Raw genomic sequence first — 16354 nt, 5'->3', positions numbered from 1 at the left:
ACCAGTAGTGCCGACTCGAGGGAAGCCGAGGCCGCGCCTCGACTCCCACAACGCCAGACATCCATCGCCGCGCCGGTCGAGTATCCGTAGATCGGCTTGTTGAGACCCCCTCGCCGCGCTAAACCCACCAGGAATGGACCAGGCCCACGGGCATCCATCGCCACCTGGTCCTCGTCGTAATGCTGGTCGAGTAGACGCATTGCCGCGTATCGAGACCCGGCCACCCCCAGTGGGTACCTGGTGGGCGTCGCCTGGAGCGATGTGTCCACGCCCACTGTCTGGCCATATCCGCAGACATACCGGTGAAGAGCAGTAGTGCCTCGAATCGAGGCTCACCACGATCGCCACCCGCGCCATCTCTGGGGAGACACAACATGGTCGATCGACGCTGATCGACACCAGGCACCCGTCGCCGTGCTGGTCGAGTAGCCACAACGCGACCTACCGAGACCCACGGCCCGAAGGGACCCCTTTAGCTTGGTTCTCCGACTTCACCTTCGCCTCGGGGGGTGGTGTCTCTATCCCGCTGGTCAGGCGAGCAATCTCTTTCGAGCATTGCGGTCGAAGTCGGTCCCACGATGATCCGAATGGGCGTCCAATGTTCTCGGCAGGGGCGTTTCACGTGAAACGCTTCCGCAGCCGTTGAGGAACTTCGATCCGAAATGTTGCGCCCGTTGGAGCGAGTCGAGCCGATTAGGGCCTCCCCTCCTACATGACAAGCTCGTAGCTCTTCGATGGCTAGGCCGCCCTAGAGCGCACCGTTTCACGTGAAACGGCCCTTCCATCGTCTCTTTCAGTGCTCTCCGGGGGCGACCGCCGACGGGGTCCTCCGTCAAACCTCGGCGAACCCACTTATCACATCCGCGTCGATCCGCGAGAACGAAGCGATACTTCATTTCGTCTAACTTGCCCCCCCCGCCGGCCAATTTCTGGAGGACCAGGAAGCGCTCCTCACCGGCGACTTGGGATGCACGGACAGCCGAGGGGGTCCTCATCTCAGCGGCCCACGTAGGAATGTTTCACGTGAAACACTCCGCACGGGAACCCCGGCGACCATGACGTCGCCCTGGGCAGCGGAGAGCGCCACCGAGTACGACCCACCCAGGCACCCGTCCTGCGCCCGCCAGCGAGTCACCGAAAGCGACATGAACTCCGGAGGTCAACGAGGTCTGAACTCAGCCAACCCTAGATCCGGCGCTCCACGACTACTCAACCGCCATATAGGCGCATCGTGAGCTGCTCTATCCAGAGATCAATGCCCCAGATACCCGGCGATCGTCGCCGTTCGGCTATACCAGCCGTATTCTCGACCAGGCCCGGAGTCAGCAGGGCCCCGCAGAACCTGGGGCCACTTCATCAGACTGTGCCGGTCACAAGGGCTCATCAATCAGAGAGATGGCGACGGCCGAGAATGCACAGCTCACAAGGCATTTCGTAGGCCGCCTCAAGCGTACCGATTCCTGTGATCGCGGTGCCGACGAGGGGAGCGGATACCGCCACATCGGCGATTGCGGCCAAGAACACAACGCGAGCACGCGCATTCCAGCCGCACGGCGAATCAGTGGCGGCCACTAGGCCGGCCACTACGGAGCGAGCGACACCTCAGTCGGCTCCCCGATCTCGGCGAGGATGCGGTTCAAGTCCTGGATGGTGGCGAAGTCGATGACCATCTGGCCCTTACGTGCGCCCAGGGTGACCTTGACGCGCGTGTTCAACCGGTCGCCGAGGTGATCCGCGATGGAGGAGAGGTGTCCGGAGTGCCCGCCCTGCTCCTCCACCACGGGACGCGTGGTCGTCCGCGGCGCCTTCATCTGCGCCGCGGCGGCCTCGGCGGCGCGGACGGACAGGTCCTCGTTGACGATCTTGTCGGCCAGGCGGCGCATCATCTCGACGTCGTCGAGGGACAGAACCGCACGCGCGTGTCCTGCGGTCAGGACGCCGGCAGCGACGCGGGCCTGCACATCGGCCGGGAGCCGCAGGAGACGGAGCGTGTTCGAGATCTGCGGCCGCGAACGTCCGAGCCGCGTCGCCAGGGCCTCCTGGGTGATCCCGAAGTCGCTGAGGAGCTGCTGGTAGGCGGACGCCTCCTCGAGCGGGTTGAGGTCGGCGCGGTGCAGGTTCTCCAGCAGCGCGTCGCGGAGCATGTTCTCGTCGGCCGTGTCCTTGACGACCGCGGGGATGGTGGTCAGTCCCGCGGCCTTCGAGGCGCGGAACCGGCGCTCACCCATGACGAGCTCGTACTTCGCTCCGCCGCGAGCCGTCACGGGCCGGACGACGATCGGCTGCAGCACTCCGAACTCGCGGATGCTGTGGACGAGTTCCGCGAGGTCGTCCTCGTCGAACACCGACCGCGGCTGCGCCGTGTTGGGGGTGATGTCGGCGAGGGGGAGTCGCGCCAAGCGCGCTCCGGGGACCTCGAGGAGCTCCTCGGCACGGGCCGAATCGCCGACCTGATCAGGGAAGAAGACGTCGACGGGCCGGGAGCGCGACTCGTCGCTCGTCGGGATGAGCGAGCCGATCCCCCGGCCGAGTCCCGTTCGCTTGGTCGCCATCAGCGTGCCTCTCCTTCGTGTGCCGTCTCGGGTGTCTTCCGAGCTCCGCGTCGTGCGATCTCGGCGGCCGCCTCCAGATACGCCAGCGAACCGGACGACTGCGGGTCGTAGCTGATCACGCTCTGTCCGTAGCTCGGCGCCTCCGAGATCCTCACGTTGCGCGGGATCACCGCGCGCAGCACCTCCTTCGGGAAGTGCTCTCGGACATCCGCTGCCACCTGCTGGGAGAGGTTCGTGCGGCCGTCGTACATCGTCAGAAGGATCGTCGAGACACCGAGGTTCGGATTGAGGTGCCGCTCGATCAAGTCGATGTTCTTGAGCAGCTGGCTGAGCCCCTCGAGCGCGTAGTACTCGCACTGAATCGGGATGAGCACCTCGCGAGCGGCGACGAACGCGTTGATGGTCAGCAGACCGAGCGACGGCGGGCAGTCGATGAAGACGTAGTCGAACGGCTCGTCCATGGTGTCGAGCATGCGGTCGAGCGCACGGCGGAGACGCTGCTCGCGTGCGACGAGCGAGACCAGCTCGATCTCGGCGCCGGCCAAGTGGATGGTCGCCGGCACACCGTAGAGCGAGGCGAACTCCGGGCTCTTCTGCACGACGTCCGCGAGGGGAGTGTCGTTGACGATCACGTCGTACACGCTGGCCGTCTCGGCGCGGTGCTCGATGCCCAGGGCCGTCGACGCGTTGCCCTGCGGATCGAGGTCGATGACGAGCACCTTCGCCTCACCGCGGGCGAGCCCGGCGGCGAGGTTGACGGTCGTCGTCGTCTTGCCGACGCCGCCCTTCTGGTTCGAGATCGTGATGACGCGCGTCGACTCGGGCTTGGGCAGCGGCTGGGCGTTCAGCAGTGCGCGCCGACGGGTCATGTCCGCGATCTCCCGGGCCAGGGGAGTCGAGGAATCGAAGCCTCCGGTCAGACCGGCGGAATCGGTTTGTTTCACGTGAAACCTTCGCTCAGCGAGTGGGACGGACATCAGCACCGAGGAGTCGACGGACGAGGAGTCGGGGGCTCACTGCGGCGTCGTGGCGATCAACCCACTGTAGCCCGGACGACCCTCGTCACCTCGGAGAGCACGCCGTCGCCGAGCACGACGACCTCGGGCGGGGAGAGCCGGAAACGACGGATCTGCTTGGCCGCCGCCTCGATCTCCTTCTCGGCGTTGATGCCCTTCAGCAGGACCAGCTCGCCTCCGGGCCGCAGCAGCGGCGCGGTCAGCGGGATCAGCTTCGAGAGGGCGCTGACCGCCCGAGCGGTCACCTGGTCGAGAGGCTCCGCGAGCTCCACCTCTTCGGCACGGGCTCGAAGAACTGAGGCATTCTCGAGTCCGAGTCCGTCCACCTGCTCCTGAAGCCAGACGACGCGACGCTCCATCGGCTCGATGAGCACGAAGCGGACGTCGGGCCGCACGATGGCCAGGACGAGCCCGGGAAGGCCCGCGCCACTGCCGACATCACCCACCAGTCCCGGACGCAGGAGAGGGGCCACCAGGGCGCTGTTGAGCACGTGCCGCGTCCAGAGACGGGGGAGCTCCAAGGGCCCGATCAGGCCGCGCTCCTCACCCTGGTCGGCGAGAGCCTCCGTGAACCGCCGCAGGAGGGGCAGGCGGTCGCCGGCGATCGCCGCAGCGGCTGCGGGCTCGGCCTCGAGGGTCGACTCCACGCCGTTCAGCCGCGGGTGATGACGGTGTGGCGCTCGCGCGCCTCGCCGCGCGACTCCGACACGAAGCCGCGCTCGCCCACCATGTCGTGGACCAGCTTGCGCTCGTACGACGACATGGGCGGGAGCGAGGCCGACGTGGCGCCGTCCTCGATCCGCTCGATCGCGCGGTCGACCAGCTGGGCGAGCTCAGCCTCGCGGGCGTCGCGGGAGCCGCCGATGTCGAGGATGAGGCGGGAGAACGCGCCGGTCTTCGTCTGGACCGCCAGGCGCGTCAGCTCCTGCAGTGCCTGGACGGCGTCGGGGCGGGAGAGCACCCGGAGGTTCGTGTCGCCGGAGGCGGTGACCGAGAGGTAGGCGCGGCCGTTGCGGACCTCGATGTCGATGTCGCCGTCGAGGTCGCAGATGTCGAGGAACTCCTCGATGTAGTCGGCGGCGACGTCGCCCTCGTCCTCGAGCTGCGAGAGCGTGGACTCGGGCGCCTCGTCGACGGCGGACGCGTCCACGTCCGCGGGTGCGGACGCGTCGTCGATGATGGTCTGCATCGGATCGGTCATGGCGGCTCTACTTCTTTCCGGCTTGCTTCTTGGAGCGGTTCTTGCTCACGGGCTGCGTGCGCTGCACGGCCTTCTTCTCGACGAGGGTGACGTCGCCGGCGGCCGTGGTCTCCTCGACCAGCTTGCCCTTGCGGCGCAGGCGCTCCTCGCGGGCCTTGGCGGCCTCGCTGCCCGGGGTCGGCATGTTCCGGATGACGATGAACTGCTGGATCATCGTCCAGATGTTCGAGGTCAGCCAGTAGAACATCACGCCGAGGGGGAAGGCGAAGCCCGAGAAGGCGAAGACGAGGGGGAGGATGTAGAGCAGGATCCGCTGCTGCTTGAACGTCGGCGAGGCCTTCGCCTCGGGCGACATGTTCTTCGAGACGATCTGCAGCTGCGTGATGAACTGCGACGCGGTCATCAGGACGACCATGATCACCGCGATGATGATGACCGGCTCCTGGCCGCCCTCGGCGAGTGCGCCCTGGATCGACTGGTGCAGCGGTGCGACGCCGAAGAGGTTCGCCTCGCCGAACTGGCGGGCGAGCGTCTCGTCGAGCGGGCCCACGCCCTTCTGGCTGTGCTGCGCCGCGTTCAGCACCGAGAACAAGCTGAAGAAGATCGGCATCTGGATCAGCAGGGGCAGGCAGGAGGCGAGCGGGTTGGTGCCCGTCTTCTTGTAGAGCTCCATGGTCTCGCGGGACATCGCCTCGCGGGACAGCTGGTCGCGCTTGCCCTTGTACTTGTCCTGGATCTTCTTGAGCTGGGGTGCGACCTCGAGCATCCGGCGCTGGCTCTTGATCTGCTTGACGAAGATCGGGATGAGCGCGGCGCGGATGACGATGACCAGGCCGACGATCGAGAGGACCCAGGTGATTCCCGCGGCCGCCTCCATGCCGGTGAAGGTCAGCAGCTGGTGGAAGGCGACGAGGAGCAGCTCGACCACCCACTTGAGGGGCCAGAGGATCGTGCCGAGGAGGTCCATGGAGTGGGGTCAGTCCTTTCGAGGGCCCACGACGAACCCGGCTCGCGTCACGGCGAAGCGGGTCCGGCCGGAAGCCGGTCGGTGCAGGGGGATCGAGGTCGGGACGTCGTCGATGCCGCCGGCCGCCCACGGGTGGCAGCGGAGCAGACGGCGGGCCGCGAGGACGGAGCCGAGGACGAGCCCGTGGAGCTGGACCGCCTGGAGCGCGTACGCGGAGCACGAGGGGTAGTAACGGCAGACGTCCCCGTAGAGAGGGGACACGACTGCCCGGTAGACGATCAGGAGCAGGACGCCGATGTTCCGCGGCAGCAGGAGGATCGCCCACCCGAGCCGGGCGAGCGGCGCCTCGCGGCGGGGGAGCACGGCGGTCACGAGGACGCCCCGCTCTTCCGCGCGGCTCGCGCCATCGCGGACCACACCTCGGAGCGCAGCTCCGACCAGGGGGCGTCGGCGCTGCCGGGCAGCGCTCGGACGACGACCTGGGTGCCGGGGTCGATCTCGGGGACGAGCTCGAACGCCACGGCCTTGAGCCGGCGGCGGACGGTGTTGCGCGTCACCGCGGTGCCGACCGTCTTGGCGACGATGAACCCGAACCGCGCCGGATCGCCCGCGGAGGACCGGCGGACATACGTGACGGTGTGCGGTCCTGTGGACCGCACACCGCGACGGACGACTGTCCGGTACTCGCCTCCGTGGACGATGCGATTGGCTCTGGCCAGCACCGCTGGTCGGTACCGCTCGCTGCTAGGCGGAGAGCTCGGTGCGCCCCTTGGCGCGGCGGGCGCTGAGGATGCCGCGGCCGGCACGGGTGCGCATGCGCAGACGGAAGCCGTGCACCTTGGCGCGACGACGGTTGTTCGGCTGGAAGGTTCGCTTGCTCATAATCAGATCTCCACGTACGTGTTCCGCGGCGCGAACCGGCACCGCCCGCTCGGGCGGAGACTCGGATCCTCCGGGAAGAAGGGGTGCCCGGCTGCGGAATCCGCTCGGCCTGCGAGGGCCGCACGGACGACACCGGGCAGGCGTCAACTGATTTAAACTACGGCCTGTTCCGCCACCGGTCAAATGTGGACGGCGCGAAACCTCGATCATGCACACGGGACACGGGGTTCCGCGCATTGACACGCGGGTGTCGCTGTGGTGGATTTGTCTCCCGTCGGCTCCGTTCGTTACGGTGTTGAGCCGCAGTTATCCACAGGTGGGATCCGCGTCCTCCCGCGCCCGCACAGGCATCGCTCGAGGCCGGTGGACAACCCTGTGGAGAGAGCGGCACTCGAGACCCGGCTCCGCGCCCGGTCCGCGACGCCCCTGCAGCGGGCGGCGACGGGTCCGGCGGAGACGGCGATCCCGCAGCGACTTCACAGCGACAGCACCCAGGACCGGAGACAGATGGCAGACGACACGTCGATGGTCGACGCGTGGAACGTGATCCTCGGCGCACTGTCCCAGGACGAGCGGATCACCGCTCCCCTCTACGGGTTCGTCTCGCTCGTGGAGCCCAAGGGCATCATGGCGGGCACCTTCTACCTGGAGGTCCCGAACGAGTTCACCCGCGGGATGCTCGAGCAGCGCGTGCGCGTGCCCCTGCTCAGCGCGATCGGGACGCTCGACGACTCCTTCGGCGTCACGACGTTCGCCTTCGTGGTGAACCCCGACATCGAGCACGAGCCCCTCAGCTCCCCGTCGTCGCAGGAGTCGATGAACCCGTTCGAGCCGATCACCGCCTCCTCGGCGACGGTCGCGCCGACCCGCGGGGTCGAGGAGCTGCGGACCGTGCCGGCGACCGACACCCGGCTGAACCCGAAGTACAGCTTCGACAACTTCGTCATCGGAGGCTCCAACCGGTTCGCGCACGCCGCGGCCGTCGCCGTCGCCGAGGCTCCCGCCAAGGCCTACAACCCGCTCTTCGTCTACGGCGACTCCGGGCTCGGCAAGACGCACCTCCTCCACGCCATCGGCCACTACGCGATGAGCCTCTACCCGGGGATCCGCGTGCGGTACGTCTCGAGCGAGGAGTTCACGAACGACTTCATCAACTCGATCGCGAACAACCGGGGCAACGCCTTCCACGGCCGCTACCGCAACGTCGACATCCTCCTGATCGACGACATCCAGTTCCTGCAGGGGAAGGCGGAGACCCAGGAGGCGTTCTTCCACACCTTCAACCAGCTGCACGACCACAACAAGCAGGTCGTGATCACGTCCGATCTGCCGCCGAAGGCACTGACCGGCTTCGAGGACCGGATGCGCTCGCGCTTCGAGTGGGGCCTCATCACCGATGTGCAGGCTCCCGACCTCGAGACCCGCATCGCGATCCTCCGCAAGAAGGCGGTCAGCGAGAAGCTGCTCGTGCCCGACGACATCCTCGAGTTCATGGCGTCGAAGGTGTCGAGCAACATCCGCGAGCTCGAGGGGACGCTCATCCGCGTCACCGCGTTCGCGAGCCTGAACCGGACGCCGGTCGACATGTCGCTCGTGCAGACCGTGCTGAAGGACCTGATCACGCTCGACGAGGACAACGTCATCTCGCCGGTCGACATCATCAACCACACCGCGGACTACTTCAAGCTCACGGTCGACGACCTCTACGGCTCGTCGCGCTCGCAGGCCGTCGCCACCGCGCGCCAGATCGCCATGTACCTGTGCCGCGAGCTGACGAACCTCTCGCTGCCCAAGATCGGCCAGCTGTTCGGCAACCGCGACCACACCACGGTCATGTACGCGAACAAGAAGATCTCGGAGCTCATGAAGGAGCGCCGCAGCATCTACAACCAGGTCACCGAGCTGACCACCCGCATCAAGACGAACCGCTAGCCGGCAGTCGTGCGGTCCCCGGGACCGCCTGTCGCGGGTGGCGTGCCCCGGGGTCCATCGGCGTCCGTGCGCGGTGGTCGGGTAGTCGCTCCCCTCTCCTCGTGTGAGGGGAGGCGGAGGCGACGGGGATCGCGGCGCGAGCAGCAGGACGTCGGTGTCGGCGCGCGTCGAGATCAGACGAAGGCGCTGGCGGGGGTCTCGATACGCCGCGCTGCGGCTACTCGACCAGCATGAACCGCACGTGCTCAAGGGGTCCGGGTGAGCGGCTGAGCGGCCGGCGTGCGATCGGACGGTGTCGATCCGCCGTGCGTTGGCCCGGAGGGCAACGCGGGGGAGAGGGAGCGCGCACTGTCTTCCGGGCCGCTCGGACGGCGGCAGCTGCCCTCGACGGTCTCCGTCGTGACCGGAGAAGTCGTCGACGGACTCCTCGGACCTTCCGCGCGCGCCTCGGACACGCCGCCTCGCGCACCCCGGAGGGCCGATTTCCACAGTGTGAGGAACCTGTGGATAACTGTGGACAACCGCCTCGGGACTGTGCGCCGGGAGAGCCCGCCTGTGGAGGGCGACCGGTCGGCTCGGATCCCTCCACAGGGCGTCCACGGGCCCGCTCACACTCCCTCCACAGGGGCGGGTCCCTCCGATCCCACCCAGGAGTAGGGGTCCGAAGCGTTTTCCACAGTTTCCACACGTGTTAACACTGTTAACGCAGTTCTCTCTTTAATGAAGCCTCGACCGGCAACCTCTCCACAGCGGCTCGGGAGTGCTCGGCGGTCCACCCCCTTCCGAGCTCGTCGAGCCCGGCGGGTACGATGGGCGACGGTCTTCGTCCGCGACTCGTCAGGGGTGTACTCGTGAGGTTCCAAGCCAACCGCGATGTCTTCAGCGAGGCGGTGTCCTTCGCGGTCAAGCTGCTTCCGCAGCGCACGACCCTGCCGATCCTCTCCGGAGTCCTCATCGAGGCGACCGCCGAGGGTCTGACGCTGTCCTCCTTCGACTACGAGGTGTCCGCGCAGACGCAGATCGCGGCCGATGTGGAGGAGACGGGGACCGTGCTCGTCTCGGGCCGTCTGCTCGCCGACATCGCGAACCGCCTCCCCAACGCTCCCGTGCGCATCGCCACGGAGGAGTCGCGCGTCTCGGTCTCGGCCGGCTCGGCGCACTTCACGCTCCTGCAGATGCCCGTGGAGGAGTACCCGAGCATCCCCGAGATCGACGCCTCCACCGGCCTCGTCCCGGCCGACGCCTTCGCGGCCGCCGTCTCGCAGGTGGCGGTCGCCGCCTCCCGCGACGACGTGACCCCCGTCATCACCGGCGTGCAGCTCGAGATCACCGAGAACACGATCGGCCTCGTCGCGACGGACCGCTACCGCGTCGCCGTCCGCGAGATCGACTGGGACAACGGGGACAACCCCGCGCCCACCCAGCCGCTCACCGCCCTCGTGCCCGCGCGCACGCTGCAGGAGGTCGGCAAGACCTTCGGCCACTCCGGCACCGTCTCCGTCGCGATCACCAACCGCGACGAGCGCGAGCTGATCGCCTTCACCGCGGACCGCAAGACCGTCACGTCGCTGCTGATCAAGGGCAACTTCCCGCCCGTGAAGCGCCTCTTCCCCGCCTCCGTCGAGAACTACGCGGTCATGTCGACCAGCGACCTCATCGAGGCCACCCGCCGCGTCTCGCTCGTGCTCGAGCGCGAGGCGGCCCTCCGCTTCAGCTTCAGCAGCGACGGCCTCACCCTCGAGGCCATCGGCTCGGAGCAGGCGCAGGCGTCCGAGAGCATCGACGCGATCGTGACCGGCGACGACGTGGTCGTCTCGCTCAAGCCGCAGTTCCTGCTCGACGGCCTCGCTGCCGTCCACTCGGAGTTCGTGCGCATCGCGTTCACGAAGACCGAGAACCCCAACAAGCCCGGCCCCGTCCTGATCACCGCGCAGACCTCGCGGGAGCAGCCCGGCAGCGACAGCTACCGCTACCTGCTCCAGCCCAACCTGCTGCTGCGCTGACCACTCCCCGGATCGCAGAGCCGCGACCGCCCCGCTCCCGACGAGCGCCCGCCCGCCGGACAACGAATCCAGGAAGGTTCACCATGCACATCGGACTCGTCGGCCTCGGCAAGATGGGCGACAACATGCGCTCCCGCCTCCGCTCCAAGGGGCTCGAGGTCACCGGCTACGACCGCAATCCCGACGTCTCGGACGCGGCCTCTCTCGACGAGATGATCGCCGCACTCCCCTCGCCCCGCATCGTCTGGGTGATGGTGCCGGCCGGCGAGATCACCGACGCGGTCGTCAAGGACCTGTCGGAGAAGCTCAGCGAGGGCGACCTCGTCATCGACGGCGGCAACTCCCGCTTCACCGAGGACTTCAAGCACGACGCGCTGCTGAAGCCCAAGGGCATCCACTACATCGACGCGGGCGTCTCAGGCGGCGTCTGGGGACTCCAGAACGGCTACGGCCTGATGGTCGGCGGCCCGAAGGAGCTCGTCGAGTACGCCATGCCCGTCTTCGACGCGCTGCGCCCGGAGGGCCCCCGCGAGGAGGGCTTCGTCCACGTGGGCGAGGTCGGCGCCGGCCACTACGCGAAGATGGTCCACAACGGCATCGAGTACGCCCTGATGCAGGCGTTCGCCGAGGGCTACGAGCTGCTCGAGACCCGCAGCGACATCATCAAGGACGTCACCGGCACCTTCAAGGCGTGGCAGCGCGGCACGGTCGTGCGCTCCTGGCTGCTCGAGCTCCTCGTCCGCGCCCTCGAGCAGGACCCGGACTTCAAGAACATCGAGGGCTACGTGCAGGACTCGGGCGAGGGCCGCTGGACCATCGAGGAGGCCATCAACAACGCCGTCCCGGTGCCCACGATCAGCGCCTCGATCTTCGCCCGCTTCGTCTCCCGCCAGGAGGACTCCCCCGCGATGAAGGCCGTCGCAGCGCTCCGCAACCAGTTCGGCGGGCACTCCGTCAAGGCCGTCGACTGAGTGGGCTGGTGAGGACTGCCTCCGGCAGTCCTCACGGCGGTCGGCTTCCGGAGGGGGGCGCGTTCCGCAGGGCCGGTGACGGACGGCGGACTGCGGCCCGCCGCCCCCGTGAGGCAGGGATGCTCTCACGGGGGCGGCGGGCCTCCGGCCGCCTCCACCTTGCTACCGACGTCGGGCGGCGAGCCTGCGGCCGCCTTCACGGGCGGGGACGGGGCGCCGCCGATCATGGTGAGCGAGTAGTGGCCCCGGAGGGGCGTATCGGGATCCGCGTCCCGGACGGTTCCGCCGCCGTGCCGGTCGAGTAGTCCGCAGGGGTGTGTCGAGACCGGGGGCGAAGGCCTGGCCGACCGTGGGACAGCGGGCCGCAGGCGCCGGAGCGGGTGGATCGGCCGAGCGAGACGGGCGAGGAGCCCGCAGGGGTGCAGGGAAGGCCCGCGACGACGGGTGGAGGAGAGGAGCGCGACGTGCAGGTGACGCAGCTGGCGCTCAGCGACTTCCGGAACTACGAGTCGGTCGACGTCGTGCTCGTGCCCGGACCGAACCTCTTCGTCGGCCGCAACGGCCAGGGCAAGACGAACCTCGTCGAATCGCTCGGCTACCTCTCCACCCTGGGCTCGCACCGCGTGTCGAGCGACCAGGCGCTCATCCGCGCCGGCCGGGACAGCGCCGTGGTGCGCGCCCGCCTCCGCAACGGCGAGCGCGACCTGCTGGCCGAGGTGCAGATCAACCGCTCCTCCCCCAACCGCGCGCAGATCAACCGCGGCGGGATCAAGCCGCGCGAGCTCCCCCGCTTCTTCTCCAGCGTCCTCTTCGCGCCGGAGGACCTCCTCCTCATCCGCGGCGACCCGTCGGCCCGCCGCCGCTTCCTCGACCAGCTGGTGATCCTCCGCTCCCCGCGGATGAGCGCCGTCCAGGCCGACTACGAGCGGGTGCTGCGCCAGCGCAACTCGCTGCTCAAGTCCGCACGGGCGAGCGGCGTCCGCGACCCCTCGAAGCTCGGGACCCTCGACATCTGGGACGAGCGCCTGATCGCGCTCGGGACCGAGATCATGCAGTCGCGCCTCACCCTGGTGGAGGAGCTGAGCGGACCGGTGCGCGCCGCGTACGAGGCGGTCGCCGGTGCCGACCAGCGTCCGGTGCTCCGCTCCCGCCTGAGCATCGAGGGCGCGGTCGACGACGACGGCGAGCCCGTGGAGCAGCCGGGCGCCGCGTCACCGGCGGCGGGCGAGGGACTGGCGGAGGCGTTCGCGTCCGCGCTGGCCGGGGTGCGACGCCGCGAGCTCGACCGGGGCGTCTCCCTCGTCGGCCCGCACCGCGACGACGTGCAGTTCGAGCTGAACGCGCTGCCGGCCAAGGGCTACGCCAGCCACGGCGAGAGCTGGTCGTTCGCCCTGGCGCTGAAGCTGGGCGCTGCGGAGCTGCTCCGGCGCGACTCCCCCATGGGCGATCCGGTGCTGATGCTCGACGACGTCTTCGCCGAGCTGGACGCACGCCGGCGCGAGCGCCTCGCCTCGGTGGTCGCCGACTACGAGCAGGTCCTGATCACCGCGGCCGTCTTCGACGACGTCCCGGAGGCGCTGGCCGCGCACACCGTGCGGATCGAGGCCGGCCGGATCGTCGGCACGGGCGCCGCCGCCGCGCCGATCGCCGTGCCGGAGCCGACCGCACCCGACTCCGCCTCGTCCGATCCGGTGTCCTCCGACTCCCCTCCTCCCGGTCCTGAGTCCTCCCGCTCCTCTTCTCACGATCCGGTCTCGTCCGACTCCCCTTCTCCTGGTGTCGTCTCCTCCGTCGCGGCCTCCTCCTCGGAGACCGCGTCCCCGGAGCCGGCGTCCACAGATCCCGCGTCCCCGGAGCCGCTCGCCCCCGCCCCGTCGGAGCCGGCCGATGGCTGACTCCCCCCGCCGCGGAGCCCCCGCACCCGACTCCGAGGCCGCCCGCGTCTACCGCCACCTCAAGGAGGTGTTCGGCGCCGACGGCCCTCGCCGCATCCGGAAGACCGTCGAGCGCGCCGAGCCCAAGGGCGACGCGATCCCGTTCGGCAAGGGCCGCGACCCGCACGACCTCGGCGACGTCCTCGACTCCCTCACCGTGAAGCTCGGCTGGACGGCACCGCTGGCGCAGGGCGACCTGATGTCGTCGTGGACGGCGATCGCCGGCGAGGAGACCGCGAAGCACTCGACTCCGGTGGGCGTCGTCGACGGCGTGCTGACGGTCGCGTGCGAGTCCACGGCGTGGTCGACGCAGCTCCGGCTGATGCGGATCGAGATCATGAACCACATCGCGGTGAACTTCCCCGACGCGGGCATCGCGTCGATCCGTTTCCAAGGCCCGGACGTCCCGAACTGGAAAAAGGGTCCCAGGTCGATTCCAGGGCGTGGTCCGCGCGACACCTACGGCTGAGGACGCATTTTCGGTCGACCGCCGATCTTTCGCGCCTCAGATCGCCGTCCAGCGCTTCGGATCGACCCGGCACGCGGTAGAATGGAGGGCCGCCGAACCGCAGTGACGCCGCCGCGCGGGCGATCTCCAGATCACCGTGCGCGTCGCGACGGACCGTCAGAGGAGAACTCCACAGCTATGACTCACGAGCCGAACGACTCCACGTCACCCGCAGCGAACGACCTGGACGCGAACGGCTCAGCAGCCCCCTCCGCTCCGCACGAGAGCATGTCGACCAAGTCGTCCGGCGACTACGGCGCGAATCAGATCCAGGTCCTCGAGGGCCTCGAGGCGGTCCGCAAGCGCCCCGGCATGTACATCGGATCCACGGGTCCGCGCGGTCTGCACCACCTGGTCTACGAGATCGTCGACAACGCCGTCGACGAGGCGCTCGCGGGCTACTGCGACAACATCGAGATCCTGATGCGCGCCGACGGAGGCGTCACCGTCTCCGACAACGGCCGCGGCATCCCGGTCGACATGCACCCGACCGAGGGCATCTCCACGGTCGAGCTGGTCCTCACCGTGCTGCACGCCGGCGGCAAGTTCGGCGGCGGCGGCTACGCGGTCTCCGGCGGCCTGCACGGCGTCGGCTCCTCCGTGGTCAACGCGCTGTCGACGCGCCTCGACGTCGAGGTCAAGCGCCAGGGCGCCGTGTACCGGATGAGCTTCACCGACGGCGTGCCGGACGCCCCGCTCGAGAAGGGCGAGGCCAGCGACGAGACCGGCACGACGATCACCTTCTGGCCCAACGCCGGCATCTTCGAGACGGTCGAGTTCGACTACGAGACCCTGCGCGCGCGCTTCCAGCAGATGGCGTTCCTCAACAAGGGCCTGCGCATCGCGCTGACCGACCAGAACGAGATCGAGTTCGAGGGGGAGGGCGAGAACGAGACCGAGGGCGACCGGACCGACGTCTTCCACTACGAGAAGGGCCTCGTCGACTACGTCGAGTACATCAACTCGCTGAAGAAGTCGGACCTCGTGCACTCCGAGATCATCGACTTCGAGTCCGAGGACACCGAGCGCCGCATCTCGCTCGAGGTCGCGATGCAGTGGACCACCGCCTACACCGAGAGCGTCCACACCTACGCCAACACCATCAACACCCACGAGGGCGGCACCCACGAGGAGGGCTTCCGCGCCGCGCTGACCACGCTGGTCAACCGCTACGCGCGCGCGAACAACCTGCTCAAGGAGAAGGACGAGAACCTCTCGGGCGACGACATCCGCGAGGGCCTCACCGCCGTCGTGTCGATCAAGCTCGGCGAGCCGCAGTTCGAGGGCCAGACCAAGACGAAGCTCGGCAACACCGAGGCGAAGGCGTTCGTGCAGCGCGTGGCCGGCGAGCAGCTGGCCGACTGGTTCGACCGCAACCCGAGCCAGGCGAAGGACATCATCCGCAAGGCGATCCAGGCGGCCTCGGCCCGCATGGCGGCGCGCAAGGCGCGCGAGACCGCCCGCCGCAAGGGCCTGCTCGAGGGCGGCGGCATGCCGGGCAAGCTCAAGGACTGCCAGTCCAAGGACCCGTCGATCTCCGAGATCTTCATCGTCGAGGGCGACTCGGCGGGCGGATCCGCGGTGCAGGGCCGCAACCCCGAGACGCAGGCGATCCTCCCCCTCCGCGGCAAGATCCTCAACGTCGAGAAGGCGCGGCTCGACCGCGCTCTCGGCAACAACGAGGTCCAGGCGATGATCACGGCGTTCGGCGCCGGCATCGGCGAGGACTTCAACCCCGACAAGGCGCGGTACCACAAGATCATCCTGATGGCCGACGCCGACGTCGACGGCCAGCACATCACGACGCTGCTGCTGACGCTCCTCTTCCGCTACATGCGCCCGCTGATCGACCTCGGCTACGTCTACCTCGCGCAGCCGCCGCTGTACCGCCTCAAGTGGTCGAACTCCCCGCACGAGTACGTCTACAGCGACCGCGAGCGCGACGCCCTGATCGCGCACGGCTCGGCGACCAACAAGCGCATGCCCAAGGAGAACGGCATCCAGCGCTACAAGGGCCTCGGCGAGATGGACTACAAGGAGCTGTGGGAGACCACGATGGACCCCGCCACGCGGACCCTCCTCCAGGTCACGCTCGACGACGCGGCCGCGGCCGACGAGATCTTCTCCACCCTCATGGGCGAGGACGTCGAGTCCCGCCGCTCCTTCATCCAGAAGAATGCGAAGGACGTGCGCTTCCTCGACATCTAGCTGTCGAGGAAGCGGACGTCCTCGAAAGGCGGCGGCCGGGCGGTCCAGTGGACCTCCCTCGCGACCATCTCGAACACGTGACGGCGGCCCTCGATGGGCCGCATCCTCGACCAGAACGCGACAGAGGCCCTCACCGGCCCGCCCACCGACGACACACCTGACACCCAGCGCGACCGTCGC

At 68.7% G+C, this 16354-nt stretch carries 13 protein-coding genes and 1 pseudogene; 6 read left to right on the top strand and 8 right to left on the bottom strand.

Annotation, left to right across the window (positions count from 1 at the left end; genetic code table 11):
- Positions 1 to 1583: 1583 nt before the first annotated feature.
- The 8 genes from C5C10_RS02435 to rpmH form a co-directional block, all read right to left on the bottom strand.
- The gene (locus C5C10_RS02435) at positions 1584 to 2552 is read right to left on the bottom strand and encodes a ParB/RepB/Spo0J family partition protein (RefSeq protein ID WP_104222684.1); all 969 of its coding nucleotides are present in this window, start codon (positions 2550 to 2552) and stop codon (positions 1584 to 1586) included.
- On the bottom strand, positions 2552 to 3421 hold the full coding sequence (locus C5C10_RS02430; RefSeq protein ID WP_104247021.1) for a ParA family protein: 870 nt from the start codon (positions 3419 to 3421) through the stop codon (positions 2552 to 2554). Before C5C10_RS02430 ends, C5C10_RS02435 begins: the two co-directional genes overlap by 1 nt.
- Before the next feature lie 164 nt (positions 3422 to 3585).
- Positions 3586 to 4215: a 16S rRNA (guanine(527)-N(7))-methyltransferase RsmG gene (gene rsmG, locus C5C10_RS02425; RefSeq protein WP_181073370.1), complete on the bottom strand. Its 630-nt coding sequence runs from the start codon at positions 4213 to 4215 to the stop codon at positions 3586 to 3588.
- Between the two features lie 5 nt (positions 4216 to 4220).
- Entirely contained in the window at positions 4221 to 4769 is a 549-nt protein-coding gene (locus tag C5C10_RS02420) for a R3H domain-containing nucleic acid-binding protein (protein ID WP_104328418.1), read from the bottom strand.
- 7 nt (positions 4770 to 4776) lie between these two features.
- A complete protein-coding gene (yidC, locus tag C5C10_RS02415) occupies positions 4777 to 5736 on the bottom strand; it encodes a membrane protein insertase YidC (RefSeq protein WP_104222681.1) in 960 nt (319 codons plus the stop codon).
- 9 nt (positions 5737 to 5745) lie between these two features.
- Positions 5746 to 6099, bottom strand: a complete 354-nt coding sequence (gene yidD / locus C5C10_RS02410; RefSeq protein WP_244229684.1) for a membrane protein insertion efficiency factor YidD — start codon at positions 6097 to 6099, stop codon at positions 5746 to 5748.
- Between the two features lie 5 nt (positions 6100 to 6104).
- Positions 6105 to 6458 carry a ribonuclease P protein component gene (gene rnpA, locus C5C10_RS02405; RefSeq protein ID WP_104222680.1) on the bottom strand — a complete coding sequence of 118 codons (354 nt, stop codon included), beginning with the start codon at positions 6456 to 6458 and terminating at the stop codon, positions 6105 to 6107.
- A gap of 22 nt (positions 6459 to 6480) precedes the next feature.
- The gene (rpmH, locus tag C5C10_RS02400) at positions 6481 to 6618 is read right to left on the bottom strand and encodes a 50S ribosomal protein L34 (RefSeq protein WP_055784512.1); all 138 of its coding nucleotides are present in this window, start codon (positions 6616 to 6618) and stop codon (positions 6481 to 6483) included.
- A 507-nt stretch (positions 6619 to 7125) separates the two neighbouring features.
- Between rpmH and dnaA the strand changes: the two genes are divergently transcribed.
- From dnaA to gyrB, 6 genes and pseudogenes are all read left to right on the top strand, one after another.
- Complete coding sequence (gene dnaA / locus C5C10_RS02395; RefSeq protein ID WP_104225789.1) at positions 7126 to 8550, top strand: chromosomal replication initiator protein DnaA; 1425 nt, start codon at positions 7126 to 7128, stop codon at positions 8548 to 8550.
- 851 nt (positions 8551 to 9401) lie between these two features.
- Entirely contained in the window at positions 9402 to 10553 is a 1152-nt protein-coding gene (gene dnaN, locus C5C10_RS02390) for a DNA polymerase III subunit beta (RefSeq protein ID WP_104232992.1), read from the top strand.
- A gap of 83 nt (positions 10554 to 10636) precedes the next feature.
- Positions 10637 to 11524 (top strand): phosphogluconate dehydrogenase (NAD(+)-dependent, decarboxylating), encoded by an 888-nt coding sequence (gene gnd / locus C5C10_RS02385; RefSeq protein ID WP_104222677.1) that lies wholly within the window; start codon positions 10637 to 10639, stop codon positions 11522 to 11524.
- 464 nt (positions 11525 to 11988) lie between these two features.
- Positions 11989 to 13143, top strand: a pseudogene (gene recF / locus C5C10_RS02380) (DNA replication/repair protein RecF); the annotation flags it as partial.
- A gap of 268 nt (positions 13144 to 13411) precedes the next feature.
- A complete protein-coding gene (locus C5C10_RS02375; RefSeq protein ID WP_104237766.1) occupies positions 13412 to 13927 on the top strand; it encodes a DUF721 domain-containing protein in 516 nt (171 codons plus the stop codon).
- A gap of 267 nt (positions 13928 to 14194) precedes the next feature.
- A complete protein-coding gene (gene gyrB, locus C5C10_RS02370; RefSeq protein WP_104355305.1) occupies positions 14195 to 16174 on the top strand; it encodes a DNA topoisomerase (ATP-hydrolyzing) subunit B in 1980 nt (659 codons plus the stop codon).
- Positions 16175 to 16354: the final 180 nt, after the last annotated feature.

It is taken from the genome of Rathayibacter sp. AY1A3, from assembly GCF_002930975.1.
Lineage (GTDB): Bacteria > Actinomycetota > Actinomycetes > Actinomycetales > Microbacteriaceae > Rathayibacter.
This window is presented reverse-complemented; position numbering and strand designations above follow the sequence as displayed.